The 19,678-nt window shown below is 41.1% G+C and carries 16 protein-coding genes; 7 read left to right on the top strand and 9 right to left on the bottom strand.

All coding sequences use genetic code 11. The annotated features are described in order from the left end of the window. Positions 1-355: 355 nt before the first annotated feature. Entirely contained in the window at positions 356-835 is a 480-nt protein-coding gene (locus tag PP2015_RS03765) for a winged helix-turn-helix transcriptional regulator (RefSeq protein ID WP_058029014.1), read from the bottom strand. 138 nt (positions 836-973) lie between these two features. Here PP2015_RS03765 and putA point away from each other — a divergent pair, with 138 nt between their 5' ends. Together putA and PP2015_RS03755 are read left to right on the top strand one after the other, a co-directional pair. Continuing rightward, positions 974-4,777, top strand: coding sequence for a bifunctional proline dehydrogenase/L-glutamate gamma-semialdehyde dehydrogenase PutA (gene putA / locus PP2015_RS03760; RefSeq protein ID WP_058029013.1), 3,804 nt, complete (start codon positions 974-976; stop codon positions 4,775-4,777). A gap of 312 nt (positions 4,778-5,089) precedes the next feature. Further along, on the top strand, positions 5,090-6,298 hold the full coding sequence (locus tag PP2015_RS03755) for an HD-GYP domain-containing protein (protein ID WP_083496508.1): 1,209 nt from the start codon (positions 5,090-5,092) through the stop codon (positions 6,296-6,298). Positions 6,299-6,407: 109 nt separating this feature from the next. Here PP2015_RS03755 and PP2015_RS03750 read toward each other — a convergent pair whose 3' ends face one another. Together PP2015_RS03750 and PP2015_RS03745 are read right to left on the bottom strand one after the other, a co-directional pair. Further along, positions 6,408-7,481 (bottom strand): general secretion pathway protein GspB, encoded by a 1,074-nt coding sequence (locus tag PP2015_RS03750; RefSeq protein WP_058029011.1) that lies wholly within the window; start codon positions 7,479-7,481, stop codon positions 6,408-6,410. A gap of 11 nt (positions 7,482-7,492) precedes the next feature. Beyond that, positions 7,493-8,413: an ExeA family protein gene (locus PP2015_RS03745; protein ID WP_058031532.1), complete on the bottom strand. Its 921-nt coding sequence runs from the start codon at positions 8,411-8,413 to the stop codon at positions 7,493-7,495. A 100-nt stretch (positions 8,414-8,513) separates the two neighbouring features. Here PP2015_RS03745 and PP2015_RS03740 point away from each other — a divergent pair, with 100 nt between their 5' ends. Continuing rightward, positions 8,514-9,632, top strand: a complete 1,119-nt coding sequence (locus PP2015_RS03740; RefSeq protein WP_058029010.1) for a tRNA nucleotidyltransferase/poly(A) polymerase-related protein — start codon at positions 8,514-8,516, stop codon at positions 9,630-9,632. Between the two features lie 448 nt (positions 9,633-10,080). Then, a complete protein-coding gene (locus PP2015_RS03735; RefSeq protein WP_058029009.1) occupies positions 10,081-12,984 on the top strand; it encodes a TonB-dependent receptor plug domain-containing protein in 2,904 nt (967 codons plus the stop codon). Between the two features lie 297 nt (positions 12,985-13,281). Here PP2015_RS03735 and PP2015_RS03730 read toward each other — a convergent pair whose 3' ends face one another. Genes PP2015_RS03730 through folB form a run of 3 tightly spaced genes read right to left on the bottom strand, consistent with a single transcriptional unit; the run spans position 13,282 to position 14,929 of the window. After that, on the bottom strand, positions 13,282-14,088 hold the full coding sequence (locus PP2015_RS03730; RefSeq protein ID WP_058029008.1) for an undecaprenyl-diphosphate phosphatase: 807 nt from the start codon (positions 14,086-14,088) through the stop codon (positions 13,282-13,284). Positions 14,089-14,091: 3 nt separating this feature from the next. Then, positions 14,092-14,571: a 2-amino-4-hydroxy-6-hydroxymethyldihydropteridine diphosphokinase gene (folK, locus tag PP2015_RS03725; protein ID WP_058029007.1), complete on the bottom strand. Its 480-nt coding sequence runs from the start codon at positions 14,569-14,571 to the stop codon at positions 14,092-14,094. Between the two features lies 1 nt (position 14,572). Continuing rightward, positions 14,573-14,929, bottom strand: coding sequence for a dihydroneopterin aldolase (gene folB / locus PP2015_RS03720; protein ID WP_058029006.1), 357 nt, complete (start codon positions 14,927-14,929; stop codon positions 14,573-14,575). A 112-nt stretch (positions 14,930-15,041) separates the two neighbouring features. Between folB and plsY the strand changes: the two genes are divergently transcribed. After that, positions 15,042-15,629, top strand: coding sequence for a glycerol-3-phosphate 1-O-acyltransferase PlsY (gene plsY / locus PP2015_RS03715; protein WP_153188134.1), 588 nt, complete (start codon positions 15,042-15,044; stop codon positions 15,627-15,629). Between the two features lie 9 nt (positions 15,630-15,638). Here the strand turns inward: plsY and tsaD are convergent, their stop codons facing one another. Genes tsaD through PP2015_RS03700 form a run of 3 tightly spaced genes read right to left on the bottom strand, consistent with a single transcriptional unit; the run spans position 15,639 to position 17,588 of the window. Then, positions 15,639-16,652 (bottom strand): tRNA (adenosine(37)-N6)-threonylcarbamoyltransferase complex transferase subunit TsaD, encoded by a 1,014-nt coding sequence (gene tsaD / locus PP2015_RS03710; RefSeq protein WP_058029005.1) that lies wholly within the window; start codon positions 16,650-16,652, stop codon positions 15,639-15,641. 29 nt (positions 16,653-16,681) lie between these two features. After that, the gene (locus tag PP2015_RS03705; protein WP_058029004.1) at positions 16,682-17,272 is read right to left on the bottom strand and encodes a YjaG family protein; all 591 of its coding nucleotides are present in this window, start codon (positions 17,270-17,272) and stop codon (positions 16,682-16,684) included. Next, the gene (locus PP2015_RS03700) at positions 17,265-17,588 is read right to left on the bottom strand and encodes a putative signal transducing protein (RefSeq protein ID WP_058029003.1); all 324 of its coding nucleotides are present in this window, start codon (positions 17,586-17,588) and stop codon (positions 17,265-17,267) included. Before PP2015_RS03700 ends, PP2015_RS03705 begins: the two co-directional genes overlap by 8 nt. Before the next feature lie 37 nt (positions 17,589-17,625). On the opposite strand from PP2015_RS03700, the gene PP2015_RS03695 reads away from it, so the two are divergent. Beyond that, entirely contained in the window at positions 17,626-18,021 is a 396-nt protein-coding gene (locus tag PP2015_RS03695) for a DUF2721 domain-containing protein (protein ID WP_058029002.1), read from the top strand. Between the two features lie 61 nt (positions 18,022-18,082). After that, the gene (locus tag PP2015_RS03690) at positions 18,083-19,612 is read left to right on the top strand and encodes a DUF3369 domain-containing protein (RefSeq protein ID WP_058029001.1); all 1,530 of its coding nucleotides are present in this window, start codon (positions 18,083-18,085) and stop codon (positions 19,610-19,612) included. Positions 19,613-19,678: the final 66 nt, after the last annotated feature.

Raw genomic sequence — 19,678 nt, 5'->3', positions numbered from 1 at the left:
ATCATTGTAGCAGGCTCGAAAAGCAACTCACTTCATCAAGAAACTCTAGTATAAAACAACTGAGTATATGAGTTACTTCCATATTATTTTCAATTTCAAGTCACCAGTTTTTCTCTGTCGTTGCGATAAAGCTGAGGTATAAAAAATTGCTATTAATCGATCTTTAATGCCCTATTTTTACCAATCTGCTTAATTAAGCGGTATATTTTGAGGCAAAGAAAACCGGTCTATGGCACCGCTCACGCGTCCTGCTACCGCTGAGGTAACTACTTCCATGTAAGCAAGGCTAACGTCTGTTTTAGGCTCTCAAAATGATTAAGTATTATTGAGGGTTAGTATTAATACATACATCACCTTATAGCACCCCTACCCCTAAATCGGGTTTTACATGCTCAATCACCATATAAGTGTGGTTTGTGCCAACGCCTGGAATTTCTACAATTTGTCCTAGCACTTCACGATAAACCGTCATATCTGGTACGCGAATTTTCACTAAATAATCAAAACCACCGGCAACCATGTCACAACTCACTACATGTGGGATCCGTATAATATGCTGTTTGAAGGTTTCAAATACCGATTCTGTAGAACTTTTTAATCGTATTTCTACATGGGCTACCAAATGTTGCCCTAATTTTTCGGGGTTTAATCTGGCACTATACCCCTCTATATAACCTTCACTTTCGAGTTTTTTTACCCTGTCTAAACACGGGCTAGGGCTTAAGTTTACTGCTTTGGCGAGGTTTACGTTCGAAATTCTGCCGTTTTTGTGTAGAGCGTCTAAAATAGCTAAATCAATGCGATCAAGCACACGTGTTTTGATTGAAGTCGTCATACAGAATTTTATGCTGAATTATTTGAAATTTGAGCCGTAAATTATCGTAAAACGCCAAATTAAACCAGCATATTCTGCTGCGATTTGTATACAATGCACAAAAATTCTATCACCTAATAATTTTAGAGGGTTCACATTATGCTATTTAAAGGCGACTTAACGACCCAGTGTCCGATCCGTCAAAAGATCAGAGACTTTTATCGCATCGATGAAGAACAAGTCATCGATCAGATTTTGCCTTTAGCAGAAGTTGGTGTTTCTGCTCGAAGCCGTGCTTGGGAGCGCGCGCGTCAAATGGTATTAAACATTCGTAAAGACCAAAAAGGTAAAGGCGGTGTTGATGCGCTATTAGAAGAATATTCTTTATCTTCTGAAGAAGGCGTGGTGTTAATGTGTTTAGCTGAAGCTTTGCTTCGTGTGCCAGACAAAGAAACACAAGACGAACTAATTCGTGACAAGCTAAGTCAAGGTGACTGGAGCTCTCACTTAGGTAACAGTGACTCTCTATTTGTTAATGCATCAAGCTGGGGCTTATTGCTAACTGGCAAGATGGTTGACTATGCAGACAAATCAAAAGAAGAGCAGTTTGGTCTACTAAAACGTACTATGGGTCGCATTGGCGAGCCAGCTATCCGTAAATCTGTGCAATATGCAATGAAGATTATGGGTCAGCAATTCGTAATGGGCACCACCATTGAAGCCGCTCTTGAACGAGCAAAAGAAAAAGAAGCACAAGGTTATGCCTATTCTTACGACATGCTAGGTGAAGGTGCGCGCACCATGGCCGACGCTGAGCGTTACTTCAACAGCTATATGACTGCAATTCATGTCATTGGTAAAGCAGCAAATGGCCGTGGTCCAATTAAGAGCCCAGGTATTTCTGTAAAGCTTTCTGCGATTCACCCGCGTTATGAATTCACACACCGTGAACGCGTTATGGAAGAGCTTGTTCCTAAACTAAAAGAACTTGCACTTGCAGCTAAACAATATGACATCAACTTCACTGTGGATGCAGAAGAAGCTGACCGCTTAGACATTTCTTTAGACATCATAGAAGCAGTATTCTCTGATGAAGCATTAGGTGACTGGAACGGTTTCGGTCTTGCAATGCAAGCATACCAAAAACGCGCTATCTGGGTTGTTGACTGGTTAGAAGCCCTATGTCGTCGCGTTGGCCGTAAGATGATGGTTCGTCTAGTTAAAGGCGCTTACTGGGATACTGAAGTAAAACTAACTCAAGCTGATGGCCTTGAAGGCTTCCCGGTATTCACACGAAAAGCAAGCACTGACGTATCTTACAAAGCCTGTGCGATTAAGCTTATGAACGCACGTGATGTGATCTTCCCTCAATTCGCAACGCACAACGCATACTCTGCTGCGACAATCCTTGAGCTAGCGAACGGCGAATACAACAACTTCGAATTCCAGTGTCTACATGGCATGGGTGACTCGCTATACAACCAAGTTGTAACCGAAGACAAAGTACAATGCCGTGTATACGCGCCAGTTGGTCAGCACGAAGACCTACTTGCTTACCTAGTTCGTCGTCTATTAGAAAATGGTGCAAACTCTTCATTCGTTAACGCAATTGTTGATGAGAGTAAGCCAGTTGAAAGTCTATTAGAAGATCCGGTAGAAAAGATTCAGCGCTTACGCAACAAGCGCAATACGCAAATCACCATGCCTATCGACATGTTCGGTGCAGAGCGTAATAACTCTAAAGGTTTAGACTTAACCAACATTAATCACATCACGCCGATGCGTGACAATTTAAATGCTTGGGTAGAGAAAAACTTAATTACGCACAACGATGTACCTGAAGGTCATGAAGCGGTAATTAACCCAGCAAACCACGATGAAGTGCTAGGTTCAATTCGTCACCAAGACGAAGCTGAAATGAAACAGCTAGTGACGAACGCAGAACAAGCATTCGAAGCTTGGTCAAAGCTACCAATCAACGAACGCGCCGACATTCTTCGTCGCATAGGTGATATCTTAGAAGATCACCGTGATGAGCTAATCGCACTGTGTATTAAAGAAGCAGGTAAAGTTGCCCAAGATGGTATCGACGAAGTACGTGAAGCGGTTGATTTCTGTCGTTACTACGCTGCAAAAGCAGAAGAGCTTTCTTTAGACGAACGTTTCTCTCCTCGTGGCGTGATTTTATGTATCAGCCCGTGGAACTTCCCACTGGCAATTTTCTTAGGCCAAGTGGCAGCGGCAATCGTGACAGGTAACACAGTTATTGCAAAACCAGCTGAGCAAACATCACTGGTTGCACTTCGCACTATCGACCTAATGAAGCAAGTTGGTTTACCAGAGAACGTGGTTCAGCCTGTTATCGCACGCGGTAGCAAAGTTGGTCAGGTGATTGTACCTGACGAGCGTATTCAAGCCGTGATGTTCACAGGTTCTACTGAAACGGGTACACGCATTTCACAAACGCTTGCTGAGCGCGGTGGCGACCAAGTACCTCTGATTGCTGAAACAGGTGGTCAAAACTGTATGATCGTTGATTCAACGGCGCTGCCTGAGCAAGTTGTTGACGATGTGATCTCTTCTGGCTTCCAGTCAGCAGGTCAACGCTGTTCTGCACTTCGTGTTCTTTTTGTACAAGAAGAAATTGCAGACAAAGTGATCAGCATGATCAAAGGTGCAATGAAAGAGCTACATGTTGGTGATCCTGCTTACCTTTCAACGGATGTTGGCCCGGTGATCGATCAAAAAGCCCATAGCGCTCTTACTGAGCACGTAGAGTACTTAAAAGGCAATGCAACACTGCATTTTGAGTGTCCATTACCTGATATGGGTGACACAGGTCATTTCTTCTTTGCACCTCGTTTATATGAGATCAAAGATCTATCTGTACTTAAGAAAGAAGTATTCGGCCCATGTGTACACGTGATCCGCTTCAAAGGCACCGAAATAGATAAAGTCATCGACCAAGTAAACAGCACTGGTTTTGGCTTAACCATGGGTATTCACTCGCGTATTGAAGAGCGTGCTAACTACCTAGCTAAACAATCTCGCGCAGGTAACATCTACATCAACCGTAACATGATCGGTGCGGTAGTAGGTGTTCAGCCGTTCGGTGGTCGTGGTCTTTCTGGTACTGGACCTAAAGCAGGTGGACCTAACTACTTAACTCGCCTAGTAAAAGAGAATAAGACACCGGATAACCGTCAAGTTACTAACGTACAAGTTGATGCTGAAGCGCTTCAGGCATTCCAGGGTGCGCAAGAGCAAGTTAGCCAGCTAATGCAAAACTCAATGCGCGATGAAAAAGTTTGGCGTGCAATGCCGCTAAATAATCGCGTATCTGTGGTACGTCAGCTATTAGCAAAACTTGCCAATGTTGAAATTATGGATCAGCTTGCGGATGACCTAGCGCACACTTTAGCTGATGCACGTGAGCAGATCATTCGTGTTGAAAAGCGTCTAAGCAAGGTTGTACAGTTGCCTGGTCCTACAGGTGAGTCAAACACTATTCGTTACGAGCCACGTGGTTGTGTTGTGTGTTTTGCTGATAAAGACACCTCATTCAACTTCTGGGTAATGTCTATCATTACTTCTCTAGCTGCAGGTAACACAGTGATCACTGTGGTTTCTGACTTATTCCACGAAGAAGCATTAGCGTTCAGAGATAAGTTAATCAGCTGCGGCGTAGCCGAAGGCGTTATGCAGGTTGCTAAGCTAAACCAACTTCCTGCGGTATTGGCTCATGATCACCTAGCAGCAGCAGTTGTAGGTAGTGGCTGTGCGCGTAAAGGTTACTTCAGCACGCAACTAGCTGCACGTAAGGGTGCAATCTTGCCTGTCATCAGTGCTGAGTACTACGACACGCTACTTAACCGTCTAGTGACAGAGAAGACTATCAGTATCGATACTACTGCATCTGGTGGTAACACCTCACTGATGACATTGGTTGAAGACGACGAATAATCGCTCTTATTCTTTGACTTTAAAAAGCCTGTACTTTTAATTAAGTACAGGCTTTTGTTGTTTTTACGAATTATACCAATTGCATTAAATTGATGACCAATTATTGCTATAGATAAATGGTTACCGGAAATGGTCAAATAACGAGAAAAATTACGGTATATAGTTATTCTATATGAGAAATTTTTGAAGAAGTTAGTGGACTATTTAGCTAGCTAGAATGTTCTAGTTAATTAATAAAATTGGTATTCCACAACTGTCTTTTTAAGTATCTTTTGCTAGGCTTAAATAACTGGCGATTAAAAAGAAATCACTGTGAAGAGCATAAGCATAAAAGAGTTACAACCCGGCATGTTTGTAGTAAGCGTGTTAGAGCAAACTGGCAGTGTTCAAGTAAAAACTCAGGGCTGGGTTAAAACACAAACTAGTATCGACAAGCTCGCCTCTGCGGGTATTCTAAAGGTTGAAGTTGATCCAGATAAAATGCTCGACTTGAGCAATAATGAACACGGCATAACTGTACCTGACTCTGATATTCAAAATGCGACTGAGCAAGAAAAAGACCCTTGGAATAAATCTACTACGATCAGTACTGAGATAAACCAAGCTGTTAAACTTGTTGAAGAAGCCAAGGCACTCCAAGCCAAAGCATTTGCGGATTTAAAAGCCGGCAACCCAATTAATGTTGAAGCATTTAAAGAAGTTGCTACTAGTTTCATCGATTCTATTTTTCGTAATCAAGATGCTCTCGCTTGCATTGCAATGATCAAACAAAAAGACGCCTACCTCTTAGAGCACTCGATTAATGTCGCAACACTTATTACTATTTTTGCAAAGCACCTGCGCTTGGATAGACAAATAATTGAAGAACTAGCGACAGGAGCTTTATTACACGATATTGGCAAAATAAAAGTTTCAGATATTGTGCTGAACAAACCAGGTAGGCTAAATGAAACTGAATTTGAGCAAATGAAGCAGCATGCACAATATAGCTATGATATTGTCAATGAAGCAGGATTATCTAAAATAAGTTGTGAAATAGCTGGTTTTCATCATGAGCGACTCGATGGTTCTGGTTACCCAAGAGGCTTAAGTAACGGCGAAATTTCAAACTATGTACGAATGGCCTCTATTGTCGATGTTTTTGACGCATTGACCGCTGAGCGTGTTTACAAAAAAGCACTTCCTCCTATCCAAGCATTCAAAATTTTAAGAGAAAATAGTCCTAACCATTTTGACGAACACCTGCTCAACGAATTTATTAATTGTATCGGCATATATCCTGTCGGCTCTTTAGTAAAGTTAAAATCTCAGAAAATTGGCATGGTTGCAAGCTCCAACTCTGCGCAGCCTCTAAAGCCCGTAGTTAAAGTTTTTTATAGTGCCAAAACGATGTATCACATCGCTGTTGAAGATATTGATCTAGCAGAAAAGCGTTGTACAGACGAATTAGAAGCTGCAATAAAACCTGAAGAGTTTGGATTAGATCTGGTTAAGTTCTTCAAGCACTCTGTACTACCATAAAGCGCTTTCATTAAAGCCAACACTGTATGCAGCTAAAAAAGCAGTCAAAACAAAGCCTAAATAACGTTATCATTTAGGCCTTAGCAATCTGAGTTTCGGGAAGATGATATTAGTATGGCTGCCAATCTTTCATGGCTTTTACTGAAAAATCATATCCTTGAAACCTGAAAACACTCTCTTCAGGTGCTATTTCTAACAAACGCATTCCATTAATTTTGTCGCCTTCATATAATTCAACTCCATTAATTTTAATCCAACGCTTGTGCTCTGACGTGGCGTAAATATGAGCTTGATAACTCAACTTACCAATTGCTGCTTGAGTTTTTCTAGGTAGGAACTCGATAGATAAACGTTCATCTTCTTGCACGATGTCTTCAGGCTCAGCCTGAGTAAAATCTTTGTCTGCCGTTTCAGCAACAGCAAGCTCAAAAGCTGCCTTTAATCTTGCTGAAGCTTCATCACTTGCTATCTCAGTAGTACTTGTTGGGTTATCTGTACGAGTATCATTGATTGATGGCGTTGTATTTGGCAGTTTAGTTTGCTTCTCAGTCTCAGCTCCTAATGGCTTCCCTAAAACACGATACTGACTCAAATCCTCTTGCGATGATGTTATCTCTGAAGAGCTTCCTGTTAAATCATTTAAACGTAAATCACTATCCAGCGGCTTGCCTAGCACCCGATACTGACTTAAATCTTCCTGTGGTTGCTCAGGTTTAAAGGCATTATTTACATCAGCAATAGCAGAAAGTGGTACCAACTGCTGTTTAAAAATAGGTACTCCTTGGTCATCTAAGCCAACTTGTACTGACATCCATTGATACTGCTCATCAGAGTGAGCTACTTCTTGATTATTTTTTACTTTAGCCGTCTGTTTTTCCTGAACTGGTTGCGAGCGCTCTATACTCTCTTCCAGTCTGCTTTCTTGCTTTACTATTGTCCCGGTTACCTCTTCAACATGCGCTTGTTGATTGTTTACATTAGCAACTGATTGAGACTGACTCTTGAAATACTGGCCACTGTAAAAACCAGCCAATGCAAAAATAACACTCAAACCAACACCCGCTAATCCAAGCGATAACTTCTTATAAAAAGCCAGCTGTTTTGTTTGTTGATAGCTTAGGTGTGCTTGCTCGGTATTATTCGCGGTTTGTGATTGCTTAAAAGCGGCATCAATAATCGACATAATTTTACTTCTTAAAATATATAAGCTGCAGCAAAGCCAATAGCATAGCTTGCCACAACCAGAGATAGGGCTGGTATGAACTGCTTCAAATTTTTCTCAGAAGCTGGTTCGCTATTCATACTCACCATGGGTAAAGCTTCTTTTGCCGCTTGCTCGACGACAGATTTATCAATAACTTGCTTTTGTGCAGAAAAAGCCCCCAATAGACACCTATCTGCCAATAAGTTAATTAATCGAGGGATCCCCTGAGTACGTTTATAAATATGCGATACAGCTTCATGGCTAAATAAAGCAGTATCACAGCCAGCTGTTTGCAAACGGTGTTGAATATAAGCAAATACTTGAGACTCAGTCAGTGCCAATAGATGATATCGAGAGGTAATGCGTTGAGCTAGTTGTCTAAGTTCATTTCGTTGCAAAAGCGTTTGAAGCTCCGGTTGTCCAATCAACGCAATTTGTACAAGTTTTTTATCGTCCGTTTCCAGATTAGTCAATAACCTTAGTTGCTCTAATACGCTTGGAGACAAATGTTGAGCTTCATCAATAACGAGTAAGGTATGGCCCCCCGCTCGATAATTATCTGTAAATCGTGACTTTAACGCATCAGTTAGGCTTTTTAATGTCGCCGTATCAGGATCATAAGAAATACTTAATTCATCGCAGACACTCGCCAATAGCTCTAGCTCCGAAAGCGCTGGGTTTAATACAAAAGCAACTTCAGTATTTTCAGGAAGCGATTTTAGCATTGAGCGTGTGATGGTAGTTTTACCTGTTCCTACTTCACCTGTTAATAATACAAATCCACCTGAATCACCTAGTCCATAGTTTAGGTGTAATAACGCCTCTTTATGGCGCTCACTCATATATAAATACTCGGGATTAGGTGCAATTGAGAAAGGCTTCTCTTTCAACCCAAAATAGCTTAAATACACGATAAAACTCTTTATTGTTATGATAGGCCCTATAATGGCAAAAAAGTGCGCAAGATAAAACCTTGAAACCAAGTGCACACCTTGAAACATTGGGACATAGATGAAAGTTTATTTAGTTGGAGGCGCCGTTCGTGACGCGCTTATAAATTATCCGGTTGTAGAACATGATTATGTTGTTGTTGGTAGTACCCCTGATGAAATGCTGTCTTTAGGCTACAAACAAGTTGGGAAAGACTTCCCTGTTTTTTTACATCCGAAAAGTAAAGACGAATACGCCCTCGCTCGTAAAGAAAGAAAAAGCGGGCATGGTTATACGGGGTTTATTTGCGATTTTGACCCAACAGTGACCTTAGAGGAAGACTTATATCGCCGTGATTTAACCATCAACGCCATTGCACAAGATGAAAATGGAAAGCTGGTTGACCCTTACAATGGCCAAGCAGATTTAAATAACCGCTTACTTAGGCATGTTGGTCCAGCCTTTAGTGAAGACCCACTCCGCATTTTACGTGTTGCTCGATTTGCTGCACGTTACTATCATTTAGGCTTTATCATTGCGCCTGAAACGCTTTTGCTTATGAAAGATATGGTTGCCAATGGTGAACTTAAAACATTAACCAAGGAGCGCATTTGGTTAGAGATAGAAAAATGTCTAAAAACCAGCACCTTTCATTTATTCTTAGAAGTAATAAATGACATTAATGCTTTGGCTGATGTCCTTCCTATTTTGCCAAGCTGGTCCAACTTAGAAACCCAAAAAATAGCAAGTGCTAATAAATTTGTAGCCACAAAAGAGATGGCAATTGATTCTGACACACTGCAAGTTTGCCACTTTTGTTTATGCCTTGAAGCCTGCTCACATGAAGACCTTAAACATTTAGAACAGACATTAAAGATCCCCAGCACTTTTGCAAACAGCTTGAGAGACTTTAAGTTATTAAATAACTTTTTAAATGAAAAAGACTTTAGCCCTGAAAATATTTTAAAGTTCTTTAACCTTATAGATCTTTGGCGTCGCCCAGAACGTTTTAACTTGTTACTAGAGATACTAAAATATGCACAGTGTCAGCAGGATATTGCACAAACGCTACAAAATTGTGCGATGGCATCTCAAGCCGTTACCGCACAACAGGTCATCGCATTAGGATATCAAGGTGCTGCGATTAAACTTGGATTACAAACAGCTCGAATTGCTGCAATAGAAAAAACACTCAGTTAACAGCTCGCTCTTTTTACATACATTTAGAGGTGCTTTTTTATTCTACACCTCTAAAGTTCCCGCTATTTTTTATTTTTATTCTTAAGTGCTCATTATTGAAACAGCCAAATTAACATTAACAAGAACAACAAAGTTACATTTTAGAACACTAAAAACACAATAGATTTAATGAAAGTTTGCACACACTAACAAAAAGTTAAATAAAACAACAGCACCCCCTCAAAAAAACCTCACTGTAAAGCTAAGATTACAAATACAAAAACCGCAAACCACTGTTAGTAAACAGGAAAAACAATTAAAACCCAAAATAAAAACACAATTCACAAAAAAGGAACATTTAACACAAACCCAATAAAGAATTAAGTAACAATTACTTATGCTAAAAACAGTACCTGACCTATGGCACATGCAACGCATGTGAGATTCAAAACAAATAGAGAAAGGTTATATGTTGAAGAAGTTAAACCTATTAACAGCAAGCATTCAGGCTGCTGTACTAGCAGGTACTGCAGCAGGCACTGTTGCGGTAGCAAATACAGATTCTGAGGCGCAAAAAGTAGAGCGCATTCAGGTTACTGGTTCTAAAATTAAGCGTTTTAACCTAACGTCTCCAACTCCAGTGACGGTGATCGGTGGTGTAGAACTAGAAAACCAAGGTATTACTAATGTAAACGACCTACTTGAAGAAATGCCTCAAGCAACAGTCGGTCTTTCTCCTGAAACAACGACTAACTACATTTATGCTTCTGGCCTAAATACAACTGACCTTCGCGGTTTAGGTTCAGAGCGTACTTTAGTGCTTGTTAACGGCCGTCGTTTCGTACCTGGTTCTGTAGGTGATACTGCGGTTGACTTAAACAACATCCCTACTTCAATGATTGAACGTATTGAAATTGCAACAGGTGGTGCTGCAGCGGTTTATGGCGCAGATGCTGTTGCAGGTGTTGTGAACATCATTACTAAAAAGTCTATGGACGGCATCGAAGTTGACGTTTCAACAGTTCGTCCGGAGCAAAGTGGCGGTGAGGCAAATTACTTCTCAATTACCGGTGGTATGGAAGCGGATAAACTATCTTTCATCGCATCTTTAAACTACACAGAAAACGAAAGTTACTCTAAGCTTAGTCGTGACTTCTTCGCAAACCCAGTAAATTCATATGGCAACCCAGCAAACGCGGATGGTGAAGATAATATTCCTGGTCGTGTAATTCTTGGCAAACCAACTGCACTTGCGTATTACTCTGAAGGTGGTGACTTCTTCACAAAAAACGCATTCACTACTGATGGTTACTTAAACCACCATTACACATTTGACGAAAATGGTAACATCCGCGCATTTGATAATGGCCTTGGTATGATCCCAAATCCAGGTGTTGGCCGTGATGCAAACCGTTATTTCACTGATGTAAACAACATGGGTGATGGTATCTTTAGCGATGGCTATAAGTCTTACTTCCAAACTCCGCTAGAGCGTGTAATTGCATCTGCTTACGGTACTTATCAGCTAAATGATGAGCATGCATTAACGTTTGATTTCACTTATTCAAATACAGACTCAACAACCGAAAGCTCCCCAGCTTTCTTCCGTCACACCATTCGTCGCGACAACGCATTCATCAAAGATGATATGGCGAAACTAATGGATGACAATGGCCTTACATCTGTAACGCTTCGTCAAGCAAACGAGCACCTTTGGGGTGACCGTATGTACAATCAAGAGCGCGAAGTATTTCGTACTTCTTTTGGCGCTGAAGGTTACTTAACCGATGATTGGGGTTACAGCACATATGTTCAGTATGGACGTATCGAGCAAGATACACTTTGGACAGGTGAAGTTTTAACACAAAACCTTGCAAATGCCATTGATGCAGTTGAATACAATGGTCAAATCGTATGTGCTGATCGCGATGCAGAAGGCAACGTTGTTGGTGCAATTGAAGGTTGTACTCCGTTCAATACTATGGGCGCTACATCTGCGACAGCAGCTCAACAAGATTACATCGCAACAACGGCAACTCGTTTTGCTAAGCATGACCAAGTTGTATTTGCATTAACTGTAGATGGTTCTTTATACGAGCTACCTGCAGGTTATGTAGCTGCAGCATTCACAGCGGAGCACCGTCGTGAATCAGCAACAACTGCACCATCTGAAAACATGGAAAAAGGCTTAATTTTCGGTAACTCTAGCCTTCCGATGGACGGTGAAATTGAAGTTGACGAACTATCAGCTGAAATCTCAATCCCACTTCTTGAAGATGCTTTCCTTGCGACAGATCTAACACTAGAAACTGCGTTCCGTTACATGGATTACTCTGTAACTGGTTCTGATAACGCGTGGAAATTAGCACTTAACTGGGGTGTAACTGACGACCTACGTGTGCGTTTAAACCGTTCAAAATCAGTACGTGCGCCAAACCTAGGTGATTTATTCACACCAAACTCAAAAACGTTTAGCTCGGGTCGTGCGGACGTATGTCGTGCAGATACAATTGCAAGTTCTGGTAGCAAGTACAAAGACAATGTCATCAAGAACTGTCAAGCTGATGGTCTAGCTGCTGGTTGGATGCCAACTGATGAGTGGATCGGTGGTGGTAGTCTACCTGGTTATATTCAAGGTAACCAAAACCTTGAAAATGAAGTATCAAATGACTACACAGTTGGTGTGATTTACACGCCTTCATTCGTAGACGGCTTAGACTTCACTGTGGACTACTGGTCATTTGAAGTTGATGGCGCGATTGAATACTTCGGTCGTAACAGTGTTGCACTATGTTATGAATCATCTTCTTTAGATAACCCATTCTGCGGTAACTTTGAGCGTGACGAGAAGACAGGTAATATCACCCACTTCTACACACGTCCAATCAATGCTGCACAAATCACTAAGAAAGGTATGGACTTCGAGTCGGCTTACCGTACAGACGTATTCAACGGTAGCCTATCTCTTAAGCTAACTGCAACTTACCTGATTGATGACAACCAAAACTCAACTGGTCGTGAAGAAGACTTCCGTAACTACGTTGGTGAAACTGCGTCTCCACGCTGGAAAGGTCGTTTAAGCGCAGTTTACTCTCAAGATGATTCATCTTACGTATTAACTGCAAACTACCGTCATGCAACTGTAAATGACAACGACTGGACTGCAGAAGATAACAACTATAACGATATCCCGTCTTACACGACATTTGATTTCATGTACAAGACGTACCTAATGGATGAGTTACAGTTACGTGTAGGTATTAACAACCTACTAGACCGCGAGCCACCACGTAACCCGTTCACTTATGATGATGGTGAATTCTTTGATGTGAAAGGTCGCCGTCTATCAATCGGTGCTAAATACACTTTCTAATCTAATTAGAAGTTAGTATTTCAAAACGCCTCTTCGGAGGCGTTTTTTATTGCTTCAAACTGACTGACACCTGAGCATGAAAATTTTAAAGCCAAGCTATTATTACTAGAGCTAATGAAAATTGAGGATATTTGCCTCTCGTCTCTCGTCTCTCGTCTCTCGTCTCTCGTCTCTCGTCTCTCGTCTCTCGTCTCTCGTCTCTCGTCTCTCAAGAGATTATTTGCTATTTTGTTTTAGACATAAAAAACAGCGCCGAAGCGCTGTCTAATAACGATGCTTAAAAGCTTACATCAATGTTTACCACATTAAGAAAGCAAATAGCCCTAGACCTAAAAGTAAGCGGTAAACGACAAACGGGAACATGCCCATTTTCTCAATCACTTTTAAGAAGAAGTAGATACACGCATAAGCTGCAATAAACGATAACACAGCCCCTAAAATAATCGCGTTCCAATCAATCAGTTCATCGCCTGTCGATAGCTTATAAATGTAGTAAGAACCCGCGGCTGCGATAACTGGAATAGACATCAAGAAAGAGAAACGTGCTGCACTTTGCTTATTCAAGCCAAGTAATAGACCTGTTGTCATAGTGATACCTGAACGAGACGTGCCCGGGAATAACATAGCAACCACTTGCGACAAACCAATCAATAGCGCCATTACCCAGTTAATTTGATAAATGGTTTTGATTTGCTTCGCTTTTGCATCGGCATACCAAAGTAATAAACCAAATACGATGGTCGTTGTGGCGATGATCCACGCATTACGCGAGTATACTTCTACGAAGTCCTTTAATAAGTAACCAATAATCAATGACGGTAAGGTTGCCAAAATGATCCACCAACCAAGCTGGCTGTCATCCGTTTTTTTGCCCTGTGCACCAAATGAGTTAAACCAAGCAGTTAAAATATCTACAACTTCTTTTCTAAAATAGATAATCACCGCCAACAATGTACCGACGTGAACAGCAACATCAAATGCTGTGCCTTGATCTTGCCAGCCAAATACTTGTGACGGCAGAATTAAATGTGCTGAACTCGAAATAGGTAAAAACTCTGTCAGACCTTGTACTAAGGCCAACACGATAATTTCAATAATGCTCATGGGTTAAAACTCCACTTTCCATAGCTTTTGGTTTAGGTTGTTATAATTTTGCCAAAGTTCACCTATCGTTTGCTCTGCAACGGGGTGGTGAAAGTCTGCTGCTAACTCAGCGAGCGGTTGAAGAACAAAGGCATTCTTAGTAATTTCATCACGAGGTAATTGTGCAGGTGAGTCGCAAATGACATCATCATAAAATAGTAAGTCTAGATCGAGCGTTCGTGGGCTAAACTTTTTATCTGACGGTGTTCGACCATTGTCTCTTTCGATTTGCTTAAGCAAAGCACACACCTGCTCAAGCGGCATATCAGTTTGTGCTGCAAAGACAGAATTAAAAAAGTTATTACCATTAAATCCAACGGCTTCACTCTCAAAGACACTAGAATGTTGATACTCTGGAAAGTTTGCAATTAGGGCTTTTAAACCGGCGCGTAGGTGCTTTTCTCTATCAACATTTGTGCCTAAACTTATAAAAATCTGTGCCATATTAAGCTGCTTTTGCTCGAGTGATCTCTACACCAACCGTTTGTGCTGCATGCACAGCCGCAGGCTTACTTACCTTGATAGTCACTTGGCTGACGTTATATTGTGCTAAGATGAGCGCAGCAAGCTGCTCAACTAATGTTTCTAATAGTTCGACAGGTTTTGCCGTCGTATGCGCAATAATGTCTTCACTGACTTTAGCATAATCAACGGCCAAATTGATGTCATCACTCTGTGCTGCGGCTCGAATATCGGTCAGCATTTCCACATCAAAGTATAAACTTTGTTTACTCTCTTTCTCAAAATCGTACACGCCAATAATGGTTTCAACATGTAGCTGAGAAATATAGACCTTATCCATTCACGCCCCACTTTGGTATTTTGTCTGTGACAAATAGATTGGTAACTTATATAGTTACATTCGAATCGGGAAATAATAGCCGAAATACGCTGAAGACAAAATAAGGAAAACTGTGTTAATTACGTTAATCTGCATATGTGCCTATTTAATTGGCTCTGTATCGTCTGCAGTGCTCGTGTGTCAGCTGTTCAAGTTACCCGACCCTCGTTTTGCAGGCTCTAATAACCCTGGTGCAACTAATGTACTTCGATTAGGTGGTAAACTACCCGCTGCATTAGTTTTAGCTTTCGACATCTTGAAAGGTACCATACCTGTTTGGGGCGCATACTTTTTAGGCGTAGAGCCAAATTGGTTGGGCGCAATTGCTGTTGCCGCTTGTCTTGGTCATATCTACCCTGTATTCTTCCATTTCAATGGAGGAAAAGCCGTTGCAACCGCGTTTGGGGCACTTTTGCCCATTGGCTTAAGTCTAGGTGGACTGTTGATTGCTACGTGGGCTATTGTAGTTTGGCTGACGAGATACTCGTCACTCGCCGCAATTATCACTGTCGCACTCGCGCCTTTTTACACTTGGCTTATTAAACCCCTTTACACTGTTCCGGTCAGCTTTTTAACCTTACTGATTATCTTTCGCCATCGCGCCAATATAAAAAGGCTCCTTCAAGGGAAAGAGCCTAAAATTGGTAAAAAGAAGCCTTAGTTTTCACGCCTACAACGGTGGTAAACTTTCAATCGGCCAACGTGGCTGCGTTTTCATATCAAGTGTTGCATATTGCTTGGCTTTCAACCTCTGCATACCAGCAAAAGCAATCATTGCGCCATTATCAGTACAAAATTCAGTGCGAGGATAAAACACCTGCCCTTTCATACCTTGCATCATGCGCTCAAGCTTTTGGCGAAGTTCAGTGTTTGCACTCACACCACCGGCAATGACTAAACGTTTAATACCCGTATGTTTTAAAGCCCGTTTGCACTTAATCGCCAGTGTATCGATCACAGCAGTTTGGAATGCATGAGCAATATCAGCTTTAGTCTGTTCGTCATCACCTTCGCTACGAATGGTGTTAGCTGCTGCTGTTTTTAAACCACTAAAACTAAAATCTAAGCCAGGTTTATCTGTCATGGGACGCGGAAAAGTAAAGCGACCTGGTGTCCCCTGCTCGGCCATTTTTGCCAGAAGCGGGCCGCCTGGATAGTCTAAACCTAATAATTTAGCTGTTTTATCAAATGCCTCTCCTGCGGCATCATCCACAGACTCTCCTAGCACTTCGTATTCCCCGATACCTGCAACTTTCACCATCATAGTGTGGCCACCAGAGACAAGTAGCGCAACAAACGGAAATTCAGGTTGCTCGTCTTCAAGCATTGGTGCTAGTAAGTGACCTTCCATATGATGTACTGCAACAGCAGGTTTATCCCATGCAAATGCCAACGAGCGGCCAATTGAGGTACCCACTAATAAGGCGCCAACCAAGCCTGGTCCTGCAGTATACGCAACACCGTCTATGTCTTTTGGACCACAGCCAGCCTCTTTAAAAGCTTCATCAATAAGCGGTATTGTTTTACGAACATGGTCTCGAGAAGCCAACTCTGGAACAACACCGCCGTAGTCAGCATGCACTTTTACTTGGCTGTAAAGCTTATGGGCAAGCAGCCCTTGTTCATCATCGTAGATTGCAATTCCCGTCTCGTCACAAGATGATTCAATGCCTAGAATACGCACTAATAATTCTCCAGTTTTTAATCTTTACGCTAAATTGCAATGCCGATATTAGTTTGCCCATCAGCAATTGCTTGTTGTTTAAGCGCTTTCACATTGTCACTGCTGATTCGGCCCATATTCTCTACGAATTCAATTAACTCGCCTAACACGTCAATTTCATACTGCATGTAAGGATGTTCACGAACCAGTTTGTTTTCAGGTTCTAGTCCATCGCTTTCAATCAATAGCTCGACATAGCGAGCAACGGTTGCTTGCGAAATTTTCGCAACACTCACAAATTCATGCTCATCTTTGGCCATTAAACCATGAATTAAACCAAGTAAAGCGGTTGCAGCATCTATGGCTGGATACGTACCAAACATCGGATAATCGTTTAATTCTGGAACATTCGGTTCAATTTTTTCTACCTGTTTCTCTAAACTGATCTTACTCTTTGGAAATAGGATTTTTTCCCAGCATACGTTTAACGCACTGCGTAACGTACTGGCATCACCAAATTCTGTGGCCTCACTAAATAATTCGTAGTTAGGCAACATGCGTTCTAAAACTGCAGCAGCCAGCACAGCCTTTTGTAAATAATTTAACTCTCTAATTCGCTGAAAGTTATTCGCTTTACTCATAATCTTTTCCACATTGCCAGCATGCTTGAAACGCTGGCCCGTTAAATTCGTCACACTGTGGGCATTGCCATTCAGTGTCTTTTTCTTGTTGTTGGTAGTTTACCAATAATTCCTGCGCTTGGCGCAATTTTATCTTGTAAACCCACACAGAAACTTTTGCCTGATCTAGCGGAATTTCTCCAAGTGCCCCTTGTAAAGCCTCTCCTTTAAGTAATACATCTATGTTTGCCTGCTCTAGTAACCCTTTTATCAAATGAGCTTCTATTACATTATCTGAGTTAAAAACTTCACACCACTGCCAAGAATTATCTGTCATAATAAACTTTGAAATCACCTAAAACATTAAGACTGCAATGACACTTACAACACCTGCGCTGCTATTTCCTGCCATTTCATTATTACTATTAGCTTATACCAATCGGTTTTTAGTGCTAGCGCAATTAATTAGAGAGCTCAATGCGCGAGAAGGAAAAACTAATCGACCCGTCGTTTTGGCACAAATCGATAATTTAAAAAAGCGTATAAAGTTAATTCGTGCCATGCAGGTCTGGGGCGTTTTTTCTTTTTTACTCTGTACACTCTCTATGTTTAGTTTGTTTATTGAGCAACAATTACCGGGCATTATCTTATTTGGAGTGAGTTTGTGTTGTTTGACTTTATCTTTGATTATTTCACTCTACGAAATACATATTTCTTGTGATGCCATTGAAATAGAGTTACAAAATATCGAAAAAAAGCCGATAGACTAATTAAGCAAGCTCACCTTTTCCTGTCTATACTCATTTTGAGCGGCTATGGGCAGGATGAAGTGTGAATAATTTCCTATTTTCTGACGAAAATTTAAATCAAGAACATGAATCAAGCAATAATAAGGAAGATTATTGGGACATACTTGTTGTTGATGATGAAGAAGACATTCATCAAGTGACTAAATTGGTGCTCTCAGGCTTTGAATTTGAGAATAAAGCACTGCGCTTTCACCACGCATACTCAGCGAAAGAAGCAATGGACTTATTAAATCAGCAAGAGAATATATCTGTTGGTTTGATTGACGTTGTCATGGAAAGTAACCATGCAGGTTTAGACCTCATAAAATACATACGCCAAGATATGGGTAACCATGATATTCGTCTTATTCTAAGAACAGGGCAACCAGGCGAGGCCCCAGAAGAGGCTGTGATCCGTGACTACGACATTAATGATTATAAAAATAAAACTGAGCTGACTGCGGTCAAACTTAAGACTTTACTTTATTCTGCACTTCGCTCTCATCGAGACATCCAAACAATTGGCAAACATAAAGCAGGGCTTGAGCGAATTATTGATGCTTCAGGCTCGTTTTTACGTTGCAATAGTGTGCGAGAATTCGCCTCAACAATTTTGTCCCATGTCTCAGAGGTTATGGGCCTCTCTTCAAGCGATATTTACTGTGCTGCAGCTGTTAATAGCCAAAGTGCACAAGCTGAACACTTCAGGCTTCTTGCTGCCTCCGGTGAAGGTGTTGAACCTAATACTGAAGCTATTCCACAAAATGTCAAACAGCTATTCATGGAAACCCACAATAAAAAACACTCTCACCAAACTGAATTTGAATATATTGGTTACTTCCCTTCTCAAGAAGGCAGTGAGACCATGCTGTATGTCAGCAAAGACTCAGCATTGCAGCAAACTGACAGGCAATTGCTGGCTTTTTTTGCCAATAATATAGCGATGGCTTATGACAATATTAGGTTACGAGAAACAGTCAGGGAATCTCAAAAAGAGCTATCTTACATTCTTGGCGAAGCTGTCGAAAAACGCTCTAAAGAAACAGGCTCGCATGTTAAACGCGTGGCAAATTATAGCCACCTTCTCGCCAAATTATACGGCCTAAATGAATACCAATCTGAAATCATTAAATTGGCATCGCCTCTACATGACATTGGCAAAATTAGTATTCCTGATAATATTTTAAATAAACCAGCAAAGCTTGACGATAATGAATGGAAAATTATGCAGACGCATGCCAAAGTTGGTTACGAGATTCTCCATAATTCAAGTAATGATATTCTCAAATGTGGTGCAATTATCGCCTATCACCACCATGAGAAGTGGGATGGCAGCGGATACCCACAAAGCTTAAAAGGTGAACAAATTGATATAGTTGGTCGTATTACAGCGCTAGCTGATGTATTTGATGCTTTAGGCAGTGATCGGTGTTATAAACCAGCTTGGCCTTTAGAAAAAGTTATTTCGCTGATACAATCTGAACGAGGCAAACATTTTGACCCCAAACTCGTTGATTTATTTATAAATAACTTAGATGAGTTTATTTTTATTAGAGATAGCTACCCCGACTAGTTATTTGTAATTTTAATGTAAAAAAGTATTTCCCCTTATTGCATTTTGTATTACTATTGGGTAAAT

It is taken from the genome of Pseudoalteromonas phenolica, from assembly GCF_001444405.1.
Classification (GTDB): domain Bacteria; phylum Pseudomonadota; class Gammaproteobacteria; order Enterobacterales; family Alteromonadaceae; genus Pseudoalteromonas; species Pseudoalteromonas phenolica.
Note: the sequence above shows the minus strand (reverse complement) of the source record. Positions and strands in the feature narration are given on the sequence as shown.